This is a genomic window from Nostoc sp. PCC 7524, from assembly GCF_000316645.1.
GTDB lineage: Bacteria > Cyanobacteriota > Cyanobacteriia > Cyanobacteriales > Nostocaceae > Trichormus.
In genome coordinates this window covers 5,288,490-5,308,481 of sequence record NC_019684.1, presented here as the reverse complement: position 1 = coordinate 5,308,481, position 19,992 = coordinate 5,288,490, and the positions used below count along the sequence as shown (strand labels likewise).

General features: G+C 41.6%; 14 protein-coding genes. 6 read left to right on the top strand and 8 right to left on the bottom strand.

All coding sequences use genetic code 11. The features are described 5' to 3' along the window. Window positions 1–80: 80 nt before the first annotated feature. From NOS7524_RS21580 to NOS7524_RS21560, 5 genes are all read right to left on the bottom strand, one after another. Complete coding sequence (locus tag NOS7524_RS21580) at window positions 81–425, bottom strand: hypothetical protein (protein ID WP_015140606.1); 345 nt, start codon at window positions 423–425, stop codon at window positions 81–83. A 240-nt stretch (window positions 426–665) separates the two neighbouring features. Further along, window positions 666–1,781 carry a Gfo/Idh/MocA family protein gene (locus NOS7524_RS21575; protein ID WP_015140605.1) on the bottom strand — a complete coding sequence of 372 codons (1,116 nt, stop codon included), beginning with the start codon at window positions 1,779–1,781 and terminating at the stop codon, window positions 666–668. A 185-nt stretch (window positions 1,782–1,966) separates the two neighbouring features. After that, window positions 1,967–2,434, bottom strand: coding sequence for a DUF4870 domain-containing protein (locus NOS7524_RS21570; protein ID WP_015140604.1), 468 nt, complete (start codon window positions 2,432–2,434; stop codon window positions 1,967–1,969). A gap of 71 nt (window positions 2,435–2,505) precedes the next feature. Then, complete coding sequence (locus NOS7524_RS21565; protein WP_015140603.1) at window positions 2,506–3,681, bottom strand: DUF1822 family protein; 1,176 nt, start codon at window positions 3,679–3,681, stop codon at window positions 2,506–2,508. Window positions 3,682–3,776: 95 nt separating this feature from the next. Further along, on the bottom strand, window positions 3,777–4,952 hold the full coding sequence (locus NOS7524_RS21560) for a sigma-70 family RNA polymerase sigma factor (RefSeq protein ID WP_015140602.1): 1,176 nt from the start codon (window positions 4,950–4,952) through the stop codon (window positions 3,777–3,779). An 81-nt stretch (window positions 4,953–5,033) separates the two neighbouring features. Here NOS7524_RS21560 and NOS7524_RS21555 point away from each other — a divergent pair, with 81 nt between their 5' ends. After that, complete coding sequence (locus NOS7524_RS21555; protein ID WP_015140601.1) at window positions 5,034–5,828, top strand: hypothetical protein; 795 nt, start codon at window positions 5,034–5,036, stop codon at window positions 5,826–5,828. A 206-nt stretch (window positions 5,829–6,034) separates the two neighbouring features. On the opposite strand, the gene NOS7524_RS21545 is transcribed toward NOS7524_RS21555, so the two are convergent. The 3 genes from NOS7524_RS21545 to NOS7524_RS21535 all read right to left on the bottom strand — a co-directional run bounded on the left by NOS7524_RS21545 (window position 6,035) and on the right by NOS7524_RS21535 (window position 8,039). Next, complete coding sequence (locus NOS7524_RS21545) at window positions 6,035–6,439, bottom strand: hypothetical protein (RefSeq protein ID WP_015140600.1); 405 nt, start codon at window positions 6,437–6,439, stop codon at window positions 6,035–6,037. 365 nt (window positions 6,440–6,804) lie between these two features. Continuing rightward, window positions 6,805–7,236, bottom strand: a complete 432-nt coding sequence (locus tag NOS7524_RS21540; protein ID WP_015140599.1) for a CAAD domain-containing protein — start codon at window positions 7,234–7,236, stop codon at window positions 6,805–6,807. Between the two features lie 122 nt (window positions 7,237–7,358). Next, complete coding sequence (locus NOS7524_RS21535; RefSeq protein WP_015140598.1) at window positions 7,359–8,039, bottom strand: general stress protein; 681 nt, start codon at window positions 8,037–8,039, stop codon at window positions 7,359–7,361. Between the two features lie 739 nt (window positions 8,040–8,778). Between NOS7524_RS21535 and NOS7524_RS21530 the strand changes: the two genes are divergently transcribed. The 5 genes from NOS7524_RS21530 (at window position 8,779) to NOS7524_RS21510 (ending at window position 19,908) form a co-directional block, all read left to right on the top strand. Next, window positions 8,779–11,910 (top strand): hypothetical protein, encoded by a 3,132-nt coding sequence (locus tag NOS7524_RS21530; RefSeq protein WP_015140597.1) that lies wholly within the window; start codon window positions 8,779–8,781, stop codon window positions 11,908–11,910. 591 nt (window positions 11,911–12,501) lie between these two features. Then, window positions 12,502–13,272 carry a pentapeptide repeat-containing protein gene (locus tag NOS7524_RS21525; RefSeq protein ID WP_015140595.1) on the top strand — a complete coding sequence of 257 codons (771 nt, stop codon included), beginning with the start codon at window positions 12,502–12,504 and terminating at the stop codon, window positions 13,270–13,272. 252 nt (window positions 13,273–13,524) lie between these two features. Further along, the gene (locus NOS7524_RS21520; RefSeq protein ID WP_015140594.1) at window positions 13,525–14,145 is read left to right on the top strand and encodes a TenA family protein; all 621 of its coding nucleotides are present in this window, start codon (window positions 13,525–13,527) and stop codon (window positions 14,143–14,145) included. Window positions 14,146–14,294: 149 nt separating this feature from the next. Next, complete coding sequence (locus tag NOS7524_RS21515) at window positions 14,295–15,608, top strand: cytochrome P450 (RefSeq protein WP_015140593.1); 1,314 nt, start codon at window positions 14,295–14,297, stop codon at window positions 15,606–15,608. A gap of 511 nt (window positions 15,609–16,119) precedes the next feature. Beyond that, window positions 16,120–19,908, top strand: a complete 3,789-nt coding sequence (locus NOS7524_RS21510) for an ExeM/NucH family extracellular endonuclease (RefSeq protein ID WP_015140592.1) — start codon at window positions 16,120–16,122, stop codon at window positions 19,906–19,908. The last annotated feature ends 84 nt before the right edge of the window (window positions 19,909–19,992 follow it).

Genomic DNA, 19,992 nt, shown 5'->3' with positions numbered 1-19,992 from the left:
CTGATAGGGTGCGTCAGAGGGAAATTTCGGTAAAAATGTACAGACTTTTGACATCTGATGCACCCTAATAATGTGCCTATTCAATCAATCAATCCATCCAAAATCGCGTTTAAATTATAAATCGTCATGTCCGTTACTGGTTCAGGATGGGGCATGACATCTAAACTGGCGCTAATACCATGTTTCACCTCTGCTTCACAGACTGCTAGGTGTGCGTCAAAATTTAATTCCCGAAAAGTCTGCTGGGCTTGTTGAATCCACCACTCATGAGAAAAAGTAACTAATACACTTAAATCAATCACTTCATGATCTGAATCAATTTCTTCAGAATCATTTCTTAGCAGAGGTGGGATGTCATCGGTAAAATCACCATGATTGAAGCAATGTAATTTTTGCTTATTTGTATCAATTGGATAAAAGGGCATATTTATACTAATTTGTATCCACTTCGTTTAGTCCGCAATGAAGCGTTGAAACGAATTTATCACTACTTGCTGCTGATTAACCGCCAATCAACTTGATAATTCCTATAGAAAACTTTATTTTTCAGCCACCCTCTACTCATTACCTTTGTTCCCTGTAACCTGTCACCTGTAACCTGTAACCTTTAACCTGTAACCTGTAACCTGTAACCTGTAACCTGTAACCTGTAACCTGTCACCTACCTATATTTCTAAATTTGGCACATCTACCCAGGTTGAAGTGGTGTGAGAGTGATGAGATAAATCCATTAATAGCTGGGAATAAACCCCTTCGCGCAGAGATGGTACTGTTGGGGTTTGGGTATCAATTCCTTGTACCCATTGGTTAACTACCCGGAGAAATGCACAAATGCGTCCATCAGGGTAATGTTGAGGAAATAGGAATCTTTGGGGAATTTCGATTTCTTGGAGGGGTTGGGTTGCTTGAGAACCCCAAACCTTAAATCCGTGGATATAATCTTTTTGGTTATCGCTGCCTAAAACTAGAGTACCGCGATCGCCATACACTTCTAACCAATGTGTACGGCAAGCATGAACCACTGCACTGATAGCAACTTGGCAAGGTGTACCATTGGCTAATTCCAAAGACAACAGACAGGTGTCGTCTGTCTCTACTGGCTTTAATTCCCCACTAGCAGGTTCAAGCCGTGCCGGAATAGCAGTAGTCAAATGGGCATTTAATCTCTTAACTGCCCCAAACAGCCAGTAAATATAATCAAAGGCGTGAGAACCCAAAGAACCCAATGCACCGCCGCCTTTCTCTTGGGAAGAATACCAATTCCAAGGGCGGGAAGTATCGGCACGAGAAGAACCTAACCAATCAATTCTAATTAAGCGTTGGTTGCCGACATAGCCTGATGTTAATAATTCAGCAAAAAATTGCCACGCTGGAACAAAGCGAAACTCAAAATCTACAGTAGCAATCACCCCTTTTGCTTGGGCTAATTGATACAATTCTTGCGCTTCAGCTACATTTAAAGTTACGGGTTTTTCTAGTAATAAATGTTTACCTGCTTGTAAAACTTGTTTTGCCATTTCGTAGTGGAGAAAAGGCGGTGTAGAGATGCTGACTGCTTGCACGGCTGGTAAAGCTAGAACATCAGTAAGATTGTCACAAGCATGGGGAATATTATTAGCTGCGGCAATGGTTTTAGCTTTATTAATATCGCGATGATAAACAGCAACTATTTCTGTACGATGGTGGGCATTGAATGCAGGTATGTGAACTTTTTGACCGAATCCAGTACCAACAATTGCTACACCAATGTTACCCTGACTTGTTTGTAAGCCTGAAACCATATATCCTACTGCTTAAAAATTACTCTGTATTTCATAAGTCAGCATACAGAAAAAAGGGGAAATAGTCATTAGTTAGAAGGCAATAGGCACTCTTGCAATAGGCAATGGTTTATTCTCATTTGCGCTACTGTTACCTTACCGGAGGCGGAGCGTCTCGGCTCCGTACCCTTACACCTCTTGCACTCTTACCTTAAGAATCGCATTGTAAAGGGATAGCGATAATGTTCACCACTATATGCTTTCCTGGCGGCAAAAGTTACTAAAAATAATTGTAATAATAATAAGGCAGCCATAAAATACACCCAAATAAATATCAGGCTGTCTAAAACTGTGTTGACTTCATTAATTTCACCGTTAGTAGTGACTGCAATACCACAACTCGCTAGCACTAATAATAACGATATAATTATGACAACTACAGTATAAAAGGTTAGTGAAATCTGAAAATTCAGAGATTCTTTACCTTGAAAATCAACCCAGGAATATTTGACTTTTCGTAACTGCCAAATGATTAACGGTACTAAAATATTTAGGGGCAAGAATAAAGGAATACCTAAGTAGACTAAGGTAAATAAAAGTATCCATGCTAATAACGCTGAGAGATGACACAACATAGCCCAGATACGCATTTGTTGGTTTTGTGTTTCTCTCATGGCTGTTTATCTGATGTGAATAGAGAAAGAATACTTATCCACATTATCAATAAAAAAAGACCTCTAACAGCTTAGAATCGTAAAATTTCTTGGTCATAATTTTCCGGTAGTGGTTCTATTTCCCAAACTATACCTTCACCAGCATCTAGGGCAACTTCAACGTAGAGTTGTTCTACGGCTGTTGTGGCTACGTCTTCATTGTTGGGGAACGGTTGTAAGTCTTCGGTGAGGAGTCGGAGTTTAAAACCGCCGGGAATCGATGCACCTACGCTGGTATTCCGTAACTCAAACCGCCAATAGGATGTATCTGTTTCGCCTTGGGGAGTAATTAAAAGTTCGTAGGTTTGTCCAGCGATCGCTAATCTACGGGATAATGTTACTCCTGGCTGCACTCCTTCTGCACTCTTAGCTCCAGCTGCACTTAATTGTAAATTCAACTTACCCCAACCTATAGCCTCAGCCCCTTGGGAAACACCACTTTGTAGCCATTGCACCACTGAACGCTGTTCTGGTAAGCCTAAGCGGCGTTCATAGAGGCTTTTGCGCCAGCCACCATGTTCTACCAGTCCCCCCCACAATTCAAACGGGATGGCTAGCCTGGGGGTGATGACTTCGGGATTACCTAAACGGGTAATTAAGTTTTGTGCTTGGGTTTGGGATATGGTGGGTAACGCTGCTAGCTGGCTACGTGTGGCTATCTGCATACAGAATTGTAATTCCACAGGTAACACACTCATGTCAGTCGTGATAGCACTCGCATCTAAAGTATAAGTGCGATCGCCTGGATCATATTGACCTTGATTCTTTAATTGTGCATGGGTACAGTAACCCCAAACCTTAACATAGCCTGCATCTGGATCTACTTGTACCGCCAAATAATAATCTCCCACCCAATTTGGTAAATCTACCCATTCTTGGGGTACACGCAATTCACTTAAATCAATAGTCTCACTGGGAACTAGGATAAATTTGGTTACGTCTAGGGTGATGGCAGTTCCATTTACCAGTTCCCAAATGCTGGCTAGAGAATTGGTATTAGGCCAAACCTTTGCTTGGCGTGTAAAATCTTCTTGTAACCACGGCAAGACTGCACTCAAGCAAATTTCGTTTAAATAAGCTTGATACCCTATACTAGGATGAGAAAAAGACTCACTAGGAAGATTGATTTGATTTTGGGGATGATCAGGGATTTCTAAAATCAAGTCTGTTGAGTCAGCAAATGTGAAGACGGTAGGGTTAGCAGTCATGGCGGATACTCCGGGGGAATCAATTCAAAATAGCCTACGGCTGGGCTAACGCCTTCCTAGAGAAGGCTTGCGCCTACAAAATTCAAAATTCAAAGTTAGGGGTGGGAGACATTGTAGTAATTCTGTAGCCAGTCTTCTATTAGTGTACCCATACCCTTGAGTATGTCTGGAGTGAGGGAAATATGCAGTGTATCTTGACTCCAGCTTGCTAAAGATCGCAATAAAATCTCCTTAGCTTTACCCAGTCTTCGAGAAACAGTGTATTGCTTTGTGTCTAATTGTTGAGCAATGGCATCCTGATTCAGCTTTTGGTTGTAGTATAAAAGTAAAATCTGTTGTAATTGAGAATCGAGTTGAGAAATTGCCTTAACTAATATTTGATTAATTTCTCTTTTTTGGATATTTCTGGCTTGTTCTTCCTCCTGGGCAATGATTTCTTGAATTAAAGATGGCTGTTCTGTGCCAGGGAGATTATCTAACATCTCAAATGAATCATCCCCACCCTGAGAAATATTTAGAGAATCTGGGTTGGGATAAAGATACTTGCGTACAGCTTTAGCAGCATTCAATAGCCACTTTTCTAAGGTTTGGGGGTTGGCTGATGGGGTGCTTGGGGAGTTGTAAGCTTTAGCGATCGCCTCCCAGGTGTCAGCATCTGGGGGAGACAATTGCCGCGAATTAGCCGCTTTGGTTGGCACATACAGGGTTTTGAAGCAATTCCATGCCTGGATGTATGCCTGAGTTTCGGCTGCGGATAAACCAGCATTTTGCAAAGATTCATCCAAACGCTTCTGGCTAATTTTGCGTAACAAACCCCAATCAGTGCAGATATCTACTTCCTGGCGTTGGCGTAGGGTTTCGCGGATAGCACTACCAAAAAGAATACTGGCGTAACCTTTCAGGCTACTGCTATGACTGGGATTAAACCCTTTGAGGACTCGATCAACTTGGGCGATCGCCACTTGAAAGCAGTCTGAGAGCTTGTACTGCGTACTAATCAAACTAGCGGCTGTTTTTTGGGATGTCCAATAACAAGGTTCTTGCAAATAAGCGGTGAGATGCTGCTTGGCTAAGGCTTTGGTTTCGGGAAGTTGCCAAAACTTATACCAATACAAAGTCCAAAAACCTTCCGAAGTTTCCTTGGGGGTATGGTTCAGACAACTTTGAATGCTGCGACGCAAGCGTGATTCCGTCGCCCACCGACTGAAGCGATCGGCATCAAACTGCACAAAAGTTGAAAACATTTCAATAATGCTTTGCCGAGGTTGCATAAAAAACTAGAAGCCGATCTATAGGACAACAGAAGGTGTTCAAAAACACCTGCACAAACTTTACTACAAGGAAGAAGTATTATGCTTCGCTTAGGACTGAAATCTTTAACACTTGGTAGCATGGTTGCCTTAACTACTGCAACTACTGTTTTTGCCCAAGTTCCCATAGTACAAGACTTGCGATTACTTCCCGCTTCAAATTTTAGTTGCGGTCCCCATCTCAGTACCTATATCGTCAAACCTCTAGATAACCGTCGAGGCGCTGGTATCCGTTGCGTCAAATTTAGCGAAGGCAAACCAGGAACAGCTATCCCCAGATTGGCATGGTACGGCGAAGGTAACTGGAGTGGTGCAACCTATCGTCACGTAGGACAAGCTATATATAGAGGTCGCAATCTGGTTGGTTTTGCCTCTGATATTCACGGTAACGGCGAAGATATTAACAACAATTTCCCCGGAAATTTGAATGTAAAAGTTTTGGGTGGTGGATCGACAATTCGCGTGACTGGTGCATGGAATGAACAATGGCAATTAGTCAAAACAACTAATTACAGACCTTTATCCAGACCAACCACCTGTGGCGGATATTTTGATGAATATCAAGTATCTGATCTGGCAGGTAGACGTAGAGGTGATGGCTTACGTTGTGTTCTACGGGTTGGACCGAAAAACACTACTTGGTTTGGCAATGGTAATTGGGGCGGTTCTACCTATTCTCATCTAGGAACTCGTTCTTTAAATGGTTATGGTGCTGGTGATATTTGCGGCACTACTTTCGGCACAATTTGTAACACCTTTAATTGGGGTTCATTGAAATTAACACCTGTTCCTAGTGGATTTGATGTTACAGGTGCGTGGAGTGAAAAGTGGCGGTAATTGATTTAAAATATCAAATTTCCAATGCAGATTTGCAACGCCAATTAACAAGAATTTTTATCTGTCAAAACTGGTCAATATCAGTTTCTAGAAAGGTGCGTCAGTACAAATCAATTACAGATAATTCCAGAGTTCTTCTGCCTGACGCACCCTACTTATTTGATATTTTGTGATTTGGCAGTCCCTAAAATCAAATTGAGCAATTACTAGATTAAACCTGGTCCCCTACCTCTGACATCTCTTTCTTCTGTTAATTCACCTGCTTTATCTTCATTTACTTCGCTTAATTCTTCAACTCGTGTTGAAGTGTCTTGTTCTGCTGCGGCTGTGGCATCACCAGGAACGTCGTAGTACATTTCTGGTTCAACTGCGTAGTTATTTAATAAACCTTCTTTGTCTACTGTATAGCCGTCTGTAGTGCGAATACTTTGGGTTTTTGTTTGATCATCTGTCGGTGCATCTGCTTCTCTTTCTTCTGTAGGGAGTGTTTTATATAATTCTCCCTCTCTTTCATGACGGGCAGCAGTTTCAGCAGGGATAATACCTCTATCGTATGTATCTACTTCTACGCGTTCATGTGAGTCTATGCCTTGATGTTTTTCATTAGTCATAAATTTGTCCTCGTTAAAAAAAATGTTAAAACTTCGAGAACTAGATTAGACTTTTCACATTGTTGAATCTACTATCTTGAGGAATGTTATAAAAATAAAATTAATAATTTTCTCTATCTTTGGATATATAACGCTTTCTCGTTTTAATCCAAAAAAAATAGATACCCAAACTCTCTAATAAATTGGGTATCTTTGGAAAAGCTCACCAATCAAAAATTACAAGTAGTTTTAGATAGTACAGATTTTATCAAGATAAGTGTTTAAGTCAGTACAGAACTAACCAATGATGATAAACATCTTATCTTTTTATCTATAGTTTTCTGTACTTCTGTACTATTGTCTGAAAATAAACTAACTGAATGTAATTAACCAAAGAATTGGCTTTTCAGTGAGTTAATTTCTGTCACTAATTCTTTGCGAGTTGAAGATTTGATGAGATAACGGAAAATAAACCAAGTTGAGTAACTAAGTCCAATCACTTCAAAAATTGGCTCTAATAAAGGGAGATCGTTGATTGCATCTAATAAAGCCAGTAATACCCTCAGCGTTACTAGGACTGATAGGATTAATAAAACTGTGACAATGGGACGGTTATATTTCTGATAAAAACTACCTACATATTCTGGTAGTTGCGCCAAGAAATCAGATACTTGTTTAGCAACTTGTTGCCATTGAGTATTAGTGTCATTTGCTGGTGGTAGCTTGGGTAAGTTACCATTTTCTGCCTTGGGTAGTGCTATTGTACCTTGTGGTAAATTGGCATTTAAGGATTCCGCTTGCTTTTGTTCGGTTTCCATAGTTTTTCTATCGGGTAATCACAACAGTTTTTCTAAGTGAGTCAGATGTAAATAAACATAATCATTTGCGTTGTCAATTGTCAATCAAGAAAAGTCAGTAGTTACACTATCTACTGAGTATTTTAAATACGTTCTTTCCGGTGATCAATAATCACTACCGCAGGATCATGCCCATTGCCTTTAACTGGGGTTTCCGTGCGAATAATATCTTCCTGTTTGAGTCGTTCTACCCCTTGGCGCTGGTGTTCTCTATCTACATCAGTGGCATCAAAGACGGCGAATTCTTCAATACCGCGACGATGTAAAATTGCCTCTGCCTGAGCAATTTCTGCATCTGTGCCATCGATAATTACTAAATAGTGTCCTCTTCGCACCCGATCTTCGTATACTCTGGCTCGTTCTTCGGGGATACCCAAACCAATCAGTGCGCCTAAAAAGCCACCAGCAACAGCACCAATACTTGCTCCAGCTAGGGTAGTGGCCAGAGTTGTTGCTGTTGCTCCTGCTAGCATGATGGGGCCAATGCCAGGAATTGCTAGAGTGCCAAGTCCTACTAACAAGCCACCTAAACCACCTAAAACTCCACCCGAAACTACTCCGGCTGCTGCACCTTCATCAGCTTTATTACCTACTTCCTCCTGTACAGGAGTGCCAGCAAGATCATCATCCCGATCTACATTTTGTGCGATCGCCGAGACTCGATCCATAGGAAAGCCGGAATGTTTCAATTCATGTAGCGCCTGTTCAGCATCCCGACGATTAGAGAACACACCTACAGCACGTCTATGTATACCTACAACCATGTCTTTTTTCTCCGAGAATCAACACAATAATTACTGATTTAAAAAATTCACATTCATAAATAAAAACATTGATGTCATTACCTTTAATTACGACTTTTTTTATAGTATTTTTTCATCAATCTGTTGGAGTAATTTCTTGCTCTACCAAGGGATATATAGGAATACGGTTTGATTACTGTTCGTCTAACGTGGCGTAGCCAAATGATTTGCGGAGGTAGGCAATAGGCAATAGGAAAGAAGGGGGGTAGAGGTGTAATGAGTTTTTATGTGCCAGCACAGGCTACACCAACAAAAATAAAATCTAATTCTTATAGAAAATATTCCTCTTGTATGAATACTTTGATGTTGCTAAAAATATTATTTAAGTGCATACCAAAAGCAGAAATAGAAGGGTATTCCAGAGGCACAAGTAAGAACGCAAAATTTATTTATGTATGGCATATTCAATCTTTTATTTAGTCTTAATAAATCTTTAATAAATATATAAATTTAATAAAATTCTAAAAAACAGATAACTATTAAATATGATTTTTTCCTAAAATTAATGGATTTATATTGTCTATAAAAGTGATTGAATTTTATTTTTTATTTTAATATTTATGCAGAATATATAACTTTTGGTAATCACAATTCTTACCTAAGAAGGTGTAACTCAACTACAAGTAATAAATAGACTGATAAATAAGCCATTCTCCAGGAAGTGGATATTGAATGTTGTGGGTATAAGAGAAAAAATACTATGTTTCAAAGTTTGGAAAGTATTTTGATACAGCCTTGGCTATCTTTTGGTGTCGCACCTACAACAAGATTGCCAGATATTATTGTGCCAGTAGAACCATTGTTGGGTTTTTCTGGTTCTCAGTTTCTAGTAGCTTTGTTAGCTGGTACTTTAATGGCGGTTGCTTTTCAATTATTATTAACCAACCTTTCAGTTGCCGCCAGAATCTCAACTTTAGGTACTGATATAGATGATGGCGGAGAATCAGAAAGTGTTGGCAGTAAAATTCGCCAAGTTGAGGCTAAAGTTGGGGCTTGGGGAATCATCACCGCCAGTATTGCCTTATTTACTGCTTGCTTTTTAGCAGTTAAACTGAGCTTCATTCAAAGTGCGCTACTAGGAGCTATTGTTGGCGTTGTCATTTGGTCTACCTATTTCTTATTGGTAGCATGGTTGGGTTCTGCCGCAGTTGGTTCTTTACTCGGTTCTATCATCAGCACTATCAATTCTGGTTTACAGTCGCTGATGGGAACAGCCACTACAGCCATTGGTGCTGGTGCTGCACAACGACAAGCAGTTTCTACAACGGAAGAAATTACAGCCGCAGTCCGACGAGAATTAACTGCTGGTTTGGATGCTGAAAGTATTACTGAAACTCTGAAGAATTCTTTGGCATCTCTACCAGTGCCAAAACCAGATTTAGCAGAAATTCGCAATCAGTTTGATAAAATCCTGGGTGATGTAGATTGGCGCTCCTTAGCTGACGGCGACTTACTCAAAAATATTAATCGTCAAACTTTTGTGGATTTAATTAGTGACCGCACCAATTTATCAAAGGCGGATATCAACCAAATTGCTGACCAATTAAACGCAGCGTGGCAACAAACTTTTGCTCGTCAAAATCCCACAGAACAAGTGATCAATTTACTGCAATCTGCCACTCCCGAAGAATTAAAATCGGAAAATTTGGGTGAACGATTACAGCAAGTAGTCACCACCGTCAGAAGAAACGGTAATGGTAGAAATGGAGTGTTGAAGCAAGCTGTGCAGTATGGTGTAACTGCTGCTATTCCGGCTGTTTTAGATCGGGTGGATCTGTCTGATATCGATGTGGATAGAATTACTAATCAACTTCAACAGTTAAAAACCAAAGTTCAAGATATCGATGTCGAGAAAATTACCCACGAAATACAACACCTCAGAGAGCAAACTACTGAGCAAATCGCTGCAAGATTGACTCCGTTTAGGGAACACACCATCAAATCAGACATCAAAGACTATATCTTGAATTCTTTTCCTTGGCATTTCAATCGCATCACCATTAGAGATGAATTCCCAGAAGTCATCTATGATCCCCAAGCAGATCCGACAAATGTCCGTCAGCAACTAGAACAACTCCAACAAGAAGACTTTAGCAACTGGCTGACACAACGAGGTGATCTCAGTGAATTAAGGGTGACAGAAATTGCTCAACAGATGGATAGCATCCGCCATGAAGTTCTAGAAACTGTGCGCCAATCGGAAAAAGTGGAAAAAGGTCAAACAATCCGTCTGCGTATTGAAAATTATCTGCGTGCAACTGGTAAAGAACAACTGAAACCAGAGACAATTCAGCAAGATTTTGCCAATTTATTAGCAGAATTAGACGGTGAATTCGCTGATTTCAGCACGCTATTGCAGGGATTTGATCGGGAAGCTTTTGTACAGATACTCTTGCAACGGCAAGATTTTAGCCAAGAGGAAGCGAGTGATATTGTTAGTCAACTCGAAGGTATCTGTGATGATTTCTCCAATCAAGCCAGAGAGAGACAAGAACAAGCTACAGCTAGAGTTAATCAACTTTGGCAAAGAGTAGAAAATTATCTCCGCAATACCAATAAAGATGAGTTAAATCCTGAAGGTATCAGACGGGATTTTCGCGCCTTGCTAGAAGAACCGGAATTGGGAGTTAGACTACTGCGATCGCGTTTATCGCAGTTTGACCGTGATACATTTGTGCAATTACTCAGTCAGCGTCAAGATTTGAGTGAGGAGCAAATCAATCGCATTATTGATCAGTTGGAATATGTCAGGAATAGTGTTTTACAAGCACCACAAGCAGTACAAGAACAGTACAATCGCACCATCACAGCCATTGGCGACTATCTCCGTAGTACCAACTTGGAGGAACTCAACCCCGAAGGTATTAGACGGGATTTAGAAACCTTACTAACTCAACCACAGGAGGGTGTGGAAGCGTTACGCGATAGATTAGCGCAAGTAGATCGCGAAACCTTGGTGGAACTCCTCAGCCAACAGAGAAATTTGAGTAAAGAGCAAATTAATCGGACAATTGACCAGGTACAAGAGGCAATTGGGAATATTATCAGAGCGCCACGTCGCTTGGCAAACCGGACTACTCAAAGAGTGGGAGATTTTGCAGCTAGTCTGGAAAACTATCTGCGTCACACCAACAAACAAGAACTTAACCCTGAAGGTATCAAACGGGATTTAAGACTACTCTTACAAGACCCTCGTTTGGGAGTAGAGAATTTAGGCGATCGCCTTTCAAAATTCGACCGTTCAACGATGGTGGCGTTATTGTCCCAACGAGAAGATATCTCAGAAGAGGAAGCTAACCGCATTGTGGAACAAATCGAGTCAGTACGTAACTCGATTGCCCAGCAAATTCAACAAGTTCAGCAAAGATTCCAGTCAGCGATTGATCAAATTTTTGCTAGGATTCGCAACTATCTAGATTCCCTAGAACGTCCAGAACTCAGCTATGAAGGCATTAGACAAGACTTTGCAAAATTGTTTGATGATCCGCAAGTGGGATTTGCAGCCCTGCGCGATCGCCTCAGCCAATTTGACCGTGATACCCTAGTTGCCATCTTGAGTTCTCGCGAAGATATTTCCCAAGAAGACGCTAACCGGATTATCAACCAAATCGAAGCCACACGGGATAGCGTATTGCAACGCGCCGAACGCATCCAACAAGAAACCCAAAAACGCATCCAAGCAATGCAAGCACAAGTGAGAAAGCAAGCCGAAGAAACCAGAAGCACCGTTGCTAGTGCGGCTTGGTGGCTATTTGGTACAGCGTTGTCTTCCCTTGTAGCCAGTGCGATCGCTGGTATAGTAGCCGTCACTGGCTTACCTTTACCTGGGTAGGAGAAGGCAATAGGCAATAGGCAATAGGCAATAGTAAAATCTATGCCATGAATGAGTTTGAGCTTTTAGTCATGCCCTAATCGCTTTGTCTACAGCTATATATTTTGTGTCAGTTGAATAAATACGATCACCCCATTGCTTAAAGCGATCGGGGTTTTTTATTGCCACTTGCATAATTCCTGCTTTCACTAGCGATATATATGACAGATATGATGCAAACATCTGATGGATATTACTGCCACAGCATCAGCGATCGCATTATTTAACTAAACATAAATTATACTTAGGCTTTTCATAATTTCAAGTTATGATTTAATTGTGCTGGGGAGTACGAATTATGCTAGAGAAACTTTTTTTAGCAGCAATATTAACATTTACTTTCAGTTTATTTACACAAGGGCATGGGTTGTCTTCTGCGGAAATGACCCAACAAATAAACTCATACTACAAAGAGGTTCTGACTCTGAGTAAAACTCATCAATAACTTAGGTCTTTACGGAGGGCAATTGGTTCAGGTTACTCATATCATAAGCTGGGTATAAATGTGTCTGGACTTATTTGAATACTGAGTACAAAATTTCCTCACAGATTATGAAAAACTTAATTTTTACCACCTCCGTATTGCTATCCATTCTGAGTCTGACAGGTACTGCCCAAGCCGCAAATCCCGAACATCTAAGACAATTATTGTCAACAAAACAATGTCAAAATTGTGACTTAACGGGAGCAGGTTTAGTGATGGCAGACTTATCAAGAGCCAACTTAAGCGGTGCTAATCTCGCAGGCGCTAATCTGAGCCGTGCCAACTTAAGCGGTGCTGATTTGCGGGGGGCTAACTTGGCTGGTGCTGGTTTATTTGGCGTGAATCTGAGCGAAGCGAAACTGGGCGGTGCAAATCTCGCCAGTGCAGACTTGAGAAATACTTATCTAGCAAACACAGAATTTACCGGTGCTTATTTACAAGGCGCTAACTTCCAAGGTGCGGTAGGTATCCCATTGCAAATTGCTACCGCCGAACAATTTTATGCTTGGGGCGTAGCCGAAGCACAAAAAGGCAATCAAAAGCAAGCTATTGACTATTTTAATCAAGCGATCGCCGCTCAACCAGAATACGCAGGTGCATACTTGGCTCGTGGTATTGCCCGCTACCAAGTTTTTGACCGCCAAGGCGCAGTTGAAGATGCTCAAGCTGCACAGAAACTATTTACCACCCAGCAAAACACCACCGGAACACAAACAGCCCAAGCCTTTATCAAAGAACTCCAAACCCCCTACACTGAAAAAGTCAGTGCTGGTAAACCCAGTTTCTTTGACTTTGTAGGCAGTCTCGGATCAGTATTACTGCAATTTTTACCATTTTGAATGCTGTTAGCGGTAAAGGTGCTTTTAGGAATTTCTAGATAAAACAATATCCAAAACGTAGGGTGCGTCAGTGTGAGAAACTTTAGCTGTACCAAGAAACTATTCATACTGACGCACCCTTGTATATTGAGGGAAGTAGTAGACCGTTTATTTGAAATAATTTATTTTGTGCTGTTCCCGTAGCCCGTGTTGAGAGTCATTAGAAAACAGAGGTGCATGGGAAAATTGCTAATGACTATTAACTAATGACTAATGACTCTATCTAATAACTTGTGGACAGCAAATCAAGATTTAGCCCAATCTTGCTTACAGCATCCTTTTGTGCAAGGCATTGGTAATGGTGCTTTGGCACAGAAGAAATTTGCCTACTATGTAGGACAAGATGCCTTTTTCTTAGAATCCTTTGCCCGTGCTTATAGTATTGCGGCAGCTAAAGCCCCTGATTGGGAAAGTTTTAGGACATTTCACACTTTAGCTGGGGGAGTTTTAGAGGAACTGCGACTGCATGAAAGCTATGCTGCTAAGTGGAGAGTTGATTTAACTACCGTAGAACCAGGAATGGCTACCCGTCGTTACACTGACTTTTTGTTAGCCACTGCTTGGAGTGGGGATGTAGGTTTAACTGCGGCGGCGATGTCTCCTTGTATGCGTCTGTATGCTTTTTTAGGAGAACAGTTAGCTAGTCATGGCATCCCCAATCATCAGTATGGTGACTGGATTCGTACTTACAGCAGCGCAGATTTCTTGCCACTTACACAACAATTAGAAAATCTTGTCAACAATTACGCTGCTGCCAATCCCTCAACTCACTCAACCTATCGCTATGCAATGTCATGCGAACTTGAATTTTTCCAAGCCGCATGGATGGTTTAGTTTGAAAAAGAAACAAGGTAGAGATTTCCCCAATCCCCAATCCCCAATCCCTCCTAAGCGTGAGAAAATTAGTGAATACAATCGCAACACAAGCGGTTTTCCGAGTCTCCGACTCATCTTCGAGTGTGTAATTTAAAATTTATTCATAGATGAAAAGTAATCAAATTCCTCCCGGAAAGTTTGGTTTACCGATATTAGGTGAATCCCTAGAATTTATTTTCGATCCGAAATTTATTGAAAAGCGATATCATCATTATGGAGAGATTTTTAAAACTCATATTTTGGGCAGACCAACTGTAGTAATGGTAGGGCCAAAGGCTGTAGAGTTTGTTCTATCCAGCCACATGGAAAATTTTTCTTGGCGTGAAGGATGGCCAGAAAATTTCAAAATATTGCTAGGTGAATCATTATTTTTACAAGATGGTGAAGAACACCGTAAAAATCGCCGCTTGATGATGCCAGCTTTGCATGGGCCAGCCTTAGCAAATTATGTATCTACAATGGCAGATATCACACAAACATATTTGCAAAAATGGGAGAATAAACAAGAATTTACTTGGTTTGAAGAGTTTAAACAATTAACATTTGATATTGCTAGTCAATTATTATTGGGGACTAATCCTGGTGAGGAATGTATCCGTCTGAGCCAGTTATTTACCACACTAACTAATGGACTATTTGCCATTAACCCCTTGCCCTTACCATTTACCAAGTTTAACAAAGCTGTAGCAGCACGTAACCAAATTTTAGAGCATTTAACTCAAGTAGTCAGGGAACGTCAGCAACAACCCACAAAAGATGCTCTGAGTTTGTTAGTGCAAGCTCAAGATGAGGATGGTAACAGTTTAAGTGAGAAAGAATTAATTGCCCAAGCAGTTTTGTTACTGTTTGCTGGACATGAAACTACAACTTCTATGTTGACTTGGCTATGTGTAGAATTAGCCCGTCATCCAGAAGTCATGCAGCGTGCTAGAGATGAGCAATTACAGTTTGCTAGTCAAGGTGAATTAAGTTTAGAACAATTAGGGAAAATGCCCTATTTGGAACAAATTTTGTTAGAGATTGAGCGATTACATCAACCTGTTGGTGGCGGTTTTCGTGGAGTAATTAAAGACTTTGAATTTAATGATTTTCATGTACCTGCTGGTTGGCAACTCTTATATTCAATTTTGACAACTCACCGTCTAGAGGAAATTTACCCTGAACCAGAGCGTTTTGATCCAGAGCGTTTTAGTCCCCAGCGTCAAGAAAATAAAAAGTACCCCTTTAGTTTAATTGGTTTTGGTGGTGGGCCACGCATTTGTATTGGCATAGCCTTTGCCAAAATGGAAATGAAGATTGTAGCTGCCCATCTTTTACGCAAGTATCATTGGGAAATCTTGCCTAATCAAAGTTTAGATACAGTGCGGATTCCTACAAATCGTCCTAAAGATGGTTTACGGGTTCGATTTCAGCCGCTATAGGAATCATATTTGATTTTTGTTGGCGTAGCCTGCGCTAGCGCATAAAAACTCAGTATACCCCTACCCCCCTTCTTTCCTATTGCAAGAGTGCCTATTGCCTACCTACGCAAATCATTTGGCTACGCCACGTTAGACGAACAGTAATCAAACCGGATTCCTATATGAATTTGGGCGTTGCTGATTGGTGAGGTGATTTTTGCTTCACGCAGAGGTGTGGAGAATAAGAGTTTGAGAGCTTGAATTTTTGATTTTTATCCTTCTATTCAGCAACGCCTGAATTTTTATCTGAAAATATTATTTATAAATAATTAGTAATTTTACCTTTTCCTAGTATTTTCTTAACCTTAAATCAGTAGATTTTTATCGCCTATTTACAGGAATAAAATTACTGTGCGTTGATTTTTTGTAGCTAACAAAAACATAAAAAGCCAGTACGACCTATTCAAGCATAGGCTAATGCTTTGTGTTGCTTTTTCAGATTTTTTACCATTTTGCTTACATATTAATAATCATGACAGCTATAATTCTGAAATCTGAGGATATTGCGATCGCCACCAACGGACTAGAAACAGTCTTCACTCTACCAACAGGGGTAATTTCTCTGAGTACGCCTTACTTCCAAGACTTCGATAGCCTCAGCACCAGTAACACAGCTTGGACAGATAACCAAACTTTGACGGGTTGGTACACCAGCCGAACTACAATTAATGCCGGTACGGGTTCTAGTAACACTGGTAGTCTGTACAGTTTTGGTGCATCTGGTAACTCAGATAGAGCTTTAGGATCAGTGGCTTCTGGTGGTACTGGAACGATTTTCTATGGTGCGCGGTTCTTTAATGATACTGGCACTACCGTGACATCTCTATCCATTAGCTATGTTGGTGAACAATGGCGCAACGGTGGCAATACAACACAACACAAACTCGACTTTGCTTACCAAATTGGGGCTACTAGCATCAACACTGGAACTTGGATTGATGTTGATTCCCTAGACTTCATTGGCCCCGTTGCTACCAGCACAGCAGGCGCTGTGAATGGTAATGACAGCAGCAACCGTGTTAGTCTCTCCGGGACTATGACTGGGTTCTCCCTCGCACCTGGTGAAGAAATTTGGTTGCGCTGGAGTGATGTAGACAATGCTGGTGCTGATCATGGCTTAGGAATCGATCACTTACAGGTTGCCACCGCCGCCTTACCTGGTGTCACCTTAGTTGAGTCTGGTGGTAGTACCAACGTCACCGAAGATGGGGCAACAGATACCTACACCATTGTGCTGAATACTCAGCCTACAGCAGATGTCATAGTGACAATCACCCCCGATTCTCAAACCACAACTAGCATTACTGCCCTCACTTTCACCCCTGATAACTGGAATACAGCACAAACGGTGACAGTGACAGCAGTAGATGATGCCTTAGTAGAAGGTACACACACCAGTATTATCAACCACAGTGTAGTTAGTAATGATACCAACTACAACGGAATTAACATTGGCTCAGTCACTGCCACCATTACTGACAATGATGTTGCCCTCACCATTACTAAAATTCACCAAATTCAAGGCAGTGGTTCCGCCTTTAATTCGGCCTTTGGTGGGATTCGCACAATTGAGGGTATTGTAGTTGCAGCTTTCCCCGGTGGTACTGGGTTGAGTGGTTTCTTTGTTCAAGAAGAAGATGCTGATGCCGATGATAACTCCACAACTTCCGAAGGTATCTTTGTTTTCGACCCCACAGGACGCTTTTCTGGGAATGTTGGTGATAAAGTCCGAGTGACTGGTACTGTGAGCGAATTTACCAGTGGTGGTAATACTAGCAGCCTCACCCAACTATCTCAAGTTAGCAGTGTGATTAACTTGGGTGCAGATGTTCTACCTACTGTTACTACCATCCAGTTACCAGTAGCTAGCGTTGTAGACTGGGAAAGCTATGAAGGGATGCTAGTAAATATCAGTGCGGCTAGTGGAGATTTAACCGTCACCGAACATTTTCAACTTGGTCGCTTTGGTCAGGTTGTACTCTCGGCCACTGGTGCTAGTAACCAACCCGGCACAGATGCCAGGTTGGAACAGTATACCCAATTTAATGACCCCAGCGTTGCTGGCTATGCTGCTTATTTAGAAGAAATTGCCAAGCGGCGGATTATCTTAGATGACGGTAGCAATGTCCAAAACCCGGCAACCATTATCTTTGGTCGTGGTGGTGAACCGCTTAGTGCTACTAATACCCTGCGGGGTGGTGATACCGTTGTTAGTATCACTGGCGTTTTAGACCAACGTTTTGAAGGGTATCGCGTTCAAACCTCAACGGGTGTAAACTTTACACCAGCCAATCCTCGTCCAGAAACCACACCAGATGTAGGTGGTACGCTCAAGGTTGCTAGCTTTAATGTTCTTAATTACTTCAACGGTGATGGAATTGGTGGTGGTTTTACCAGTCCTGAACAACGGGGAGCAGAAAACCTGACTGAGTTCAATCGTCAGCGCGATAAAACAATTGCGGCGATTTTGGGATTAAATGCTGATGTTGTTGGTCTGATTGAAATTGAAAATGATGGTTATGGTGCTACCAGTGCAATTCAAGATTTAGTCAACGGACTAAATGCGGTTGCAGGTGCTGGTACTTATGCTTTTATTGATCCAGGACTGCCTAGACTAGGTACGGATGCGATCGCTGTTGGTTTCATCTATAAACCTAATAGTGTTACCCCCGTTGGTGCAGCCGCCACAGTCCCTGATGGCTTTGGTCAAGGTGCTTTTGATAACAATAATCGTAAACCCCTAGCCCAAACCTTCCTACAAAACTCGACTGGTGAACAATTCACAGCTGTCATCAATCACTTCAAATCCAAGGGTTCAAGTTCTGGGGGTATAGGTGATGCTGATGCTGGCGATGGGCAAGGTTTATCCAATGGGACACGGACTCGTGCATCTGAAGATTTGGCAGCATGGTTAGCGACAAATCCCACTGGGACTACTGACACCGATTACTTGATTATGGGCGACATTAACGCCTACGCTCAGGAAGATCCGATCAAGGTGTTGGAAAATGTAGGATATACCAACCTTGTTCCAAATAGTTCCTACTCCTATGTTTTCAATGGTCAGTGGGGTTCTTTAGACCATGCTTTAGCTAATGGTTCTTTAGCAGCACAGGTAACAGGTGCAGCCAAGTGGCATATTAATGCTGATGAACCCAATGTTCTAGACTACAACACCAACTTCAAGTCAGCAGCACAGATCAACAACTTATATCATCCCGATGCTTTCCGTTCTTCAGACCATGACCCAGTAGTTGTGGGGCTGAACTTGAACACTGCACCTGTAGCCGGAAATGATACAGCCATTACTAATCAAAACACTAGCATCAACATTAATGTCCTAGCTAATGACAGTGATTTCAATGGTGATCCTCTGCAACTGAGTTTGGTATCTACTCCTGTTAATGGTGTTGCCCTGATCAATGACAATGGTACACCGACCGACTTTAATGATGACTTGATTACCTACACTCCGAATAGTGGATACGTTGGTAGTGACAGTTTCACTTATGCTATCAGTGATGGTAAGGGTGGCACAGCAACAGCATCTGTAAGCGTGACTATCAAACCCACTGGCGGCATTATTGGTACTCCCGGTAACAATATCCTGATTGGTACTAACAGGAATGATTTAATCTGGGGTCTGGGTGGCAATGATACCTTACTAGGTGGTAATGGTCATGACACCCTATATGGTGGTGATGATAATGATCTGCTGGTTGGCGGTCAAGGTAAAGATACTCTCTACGGTGACAATGGCAACGATACCTTACTAAGTGGTAACGGTAATGACACCCTATATGGTGGTAACGGTAATGACATCCTGTATAGTGGTAACGGTAATGATACCCTGTATGGTGGTGACGGCAATGATACTTTAATCGGTGGTAATGGCGATGATCTGTTAGTTGGTGGTCAGGGATATGACTTATTAACTGGTGGTAATGGACGCGATCGCTTCTATCTGAGTGATACTCGTACTGGAGAGTTTGATACTATTACTGACTTTAAAGTTGGGCAAGATTTGATCTTGATCTCCAAGCTAGAATTTGGACTGATTCAAGCCTTGGGTAAACTTGATCCTGGTCTATTCCGCCTTGGTAGTAGTGCTGTCACAGCGAGCGATCGCTTTATCTACGATAAGACTACAGGTCAACTGTTCTTTGATGAAGATGGCATCGGCAGTACAGCCCAAGTTCAGATAGGTTTCTTATCGAATCAAGCCGCACTCACCAGGAGCAGCATTACTGTGATTGCATAAACTTTTCAGAGCAAACAACCCCAGTTTATTGAAAAAACTGGGGTTTTAGTTTCTGTGCCTTGAGAAGTCATAGGTTTTGTCAAA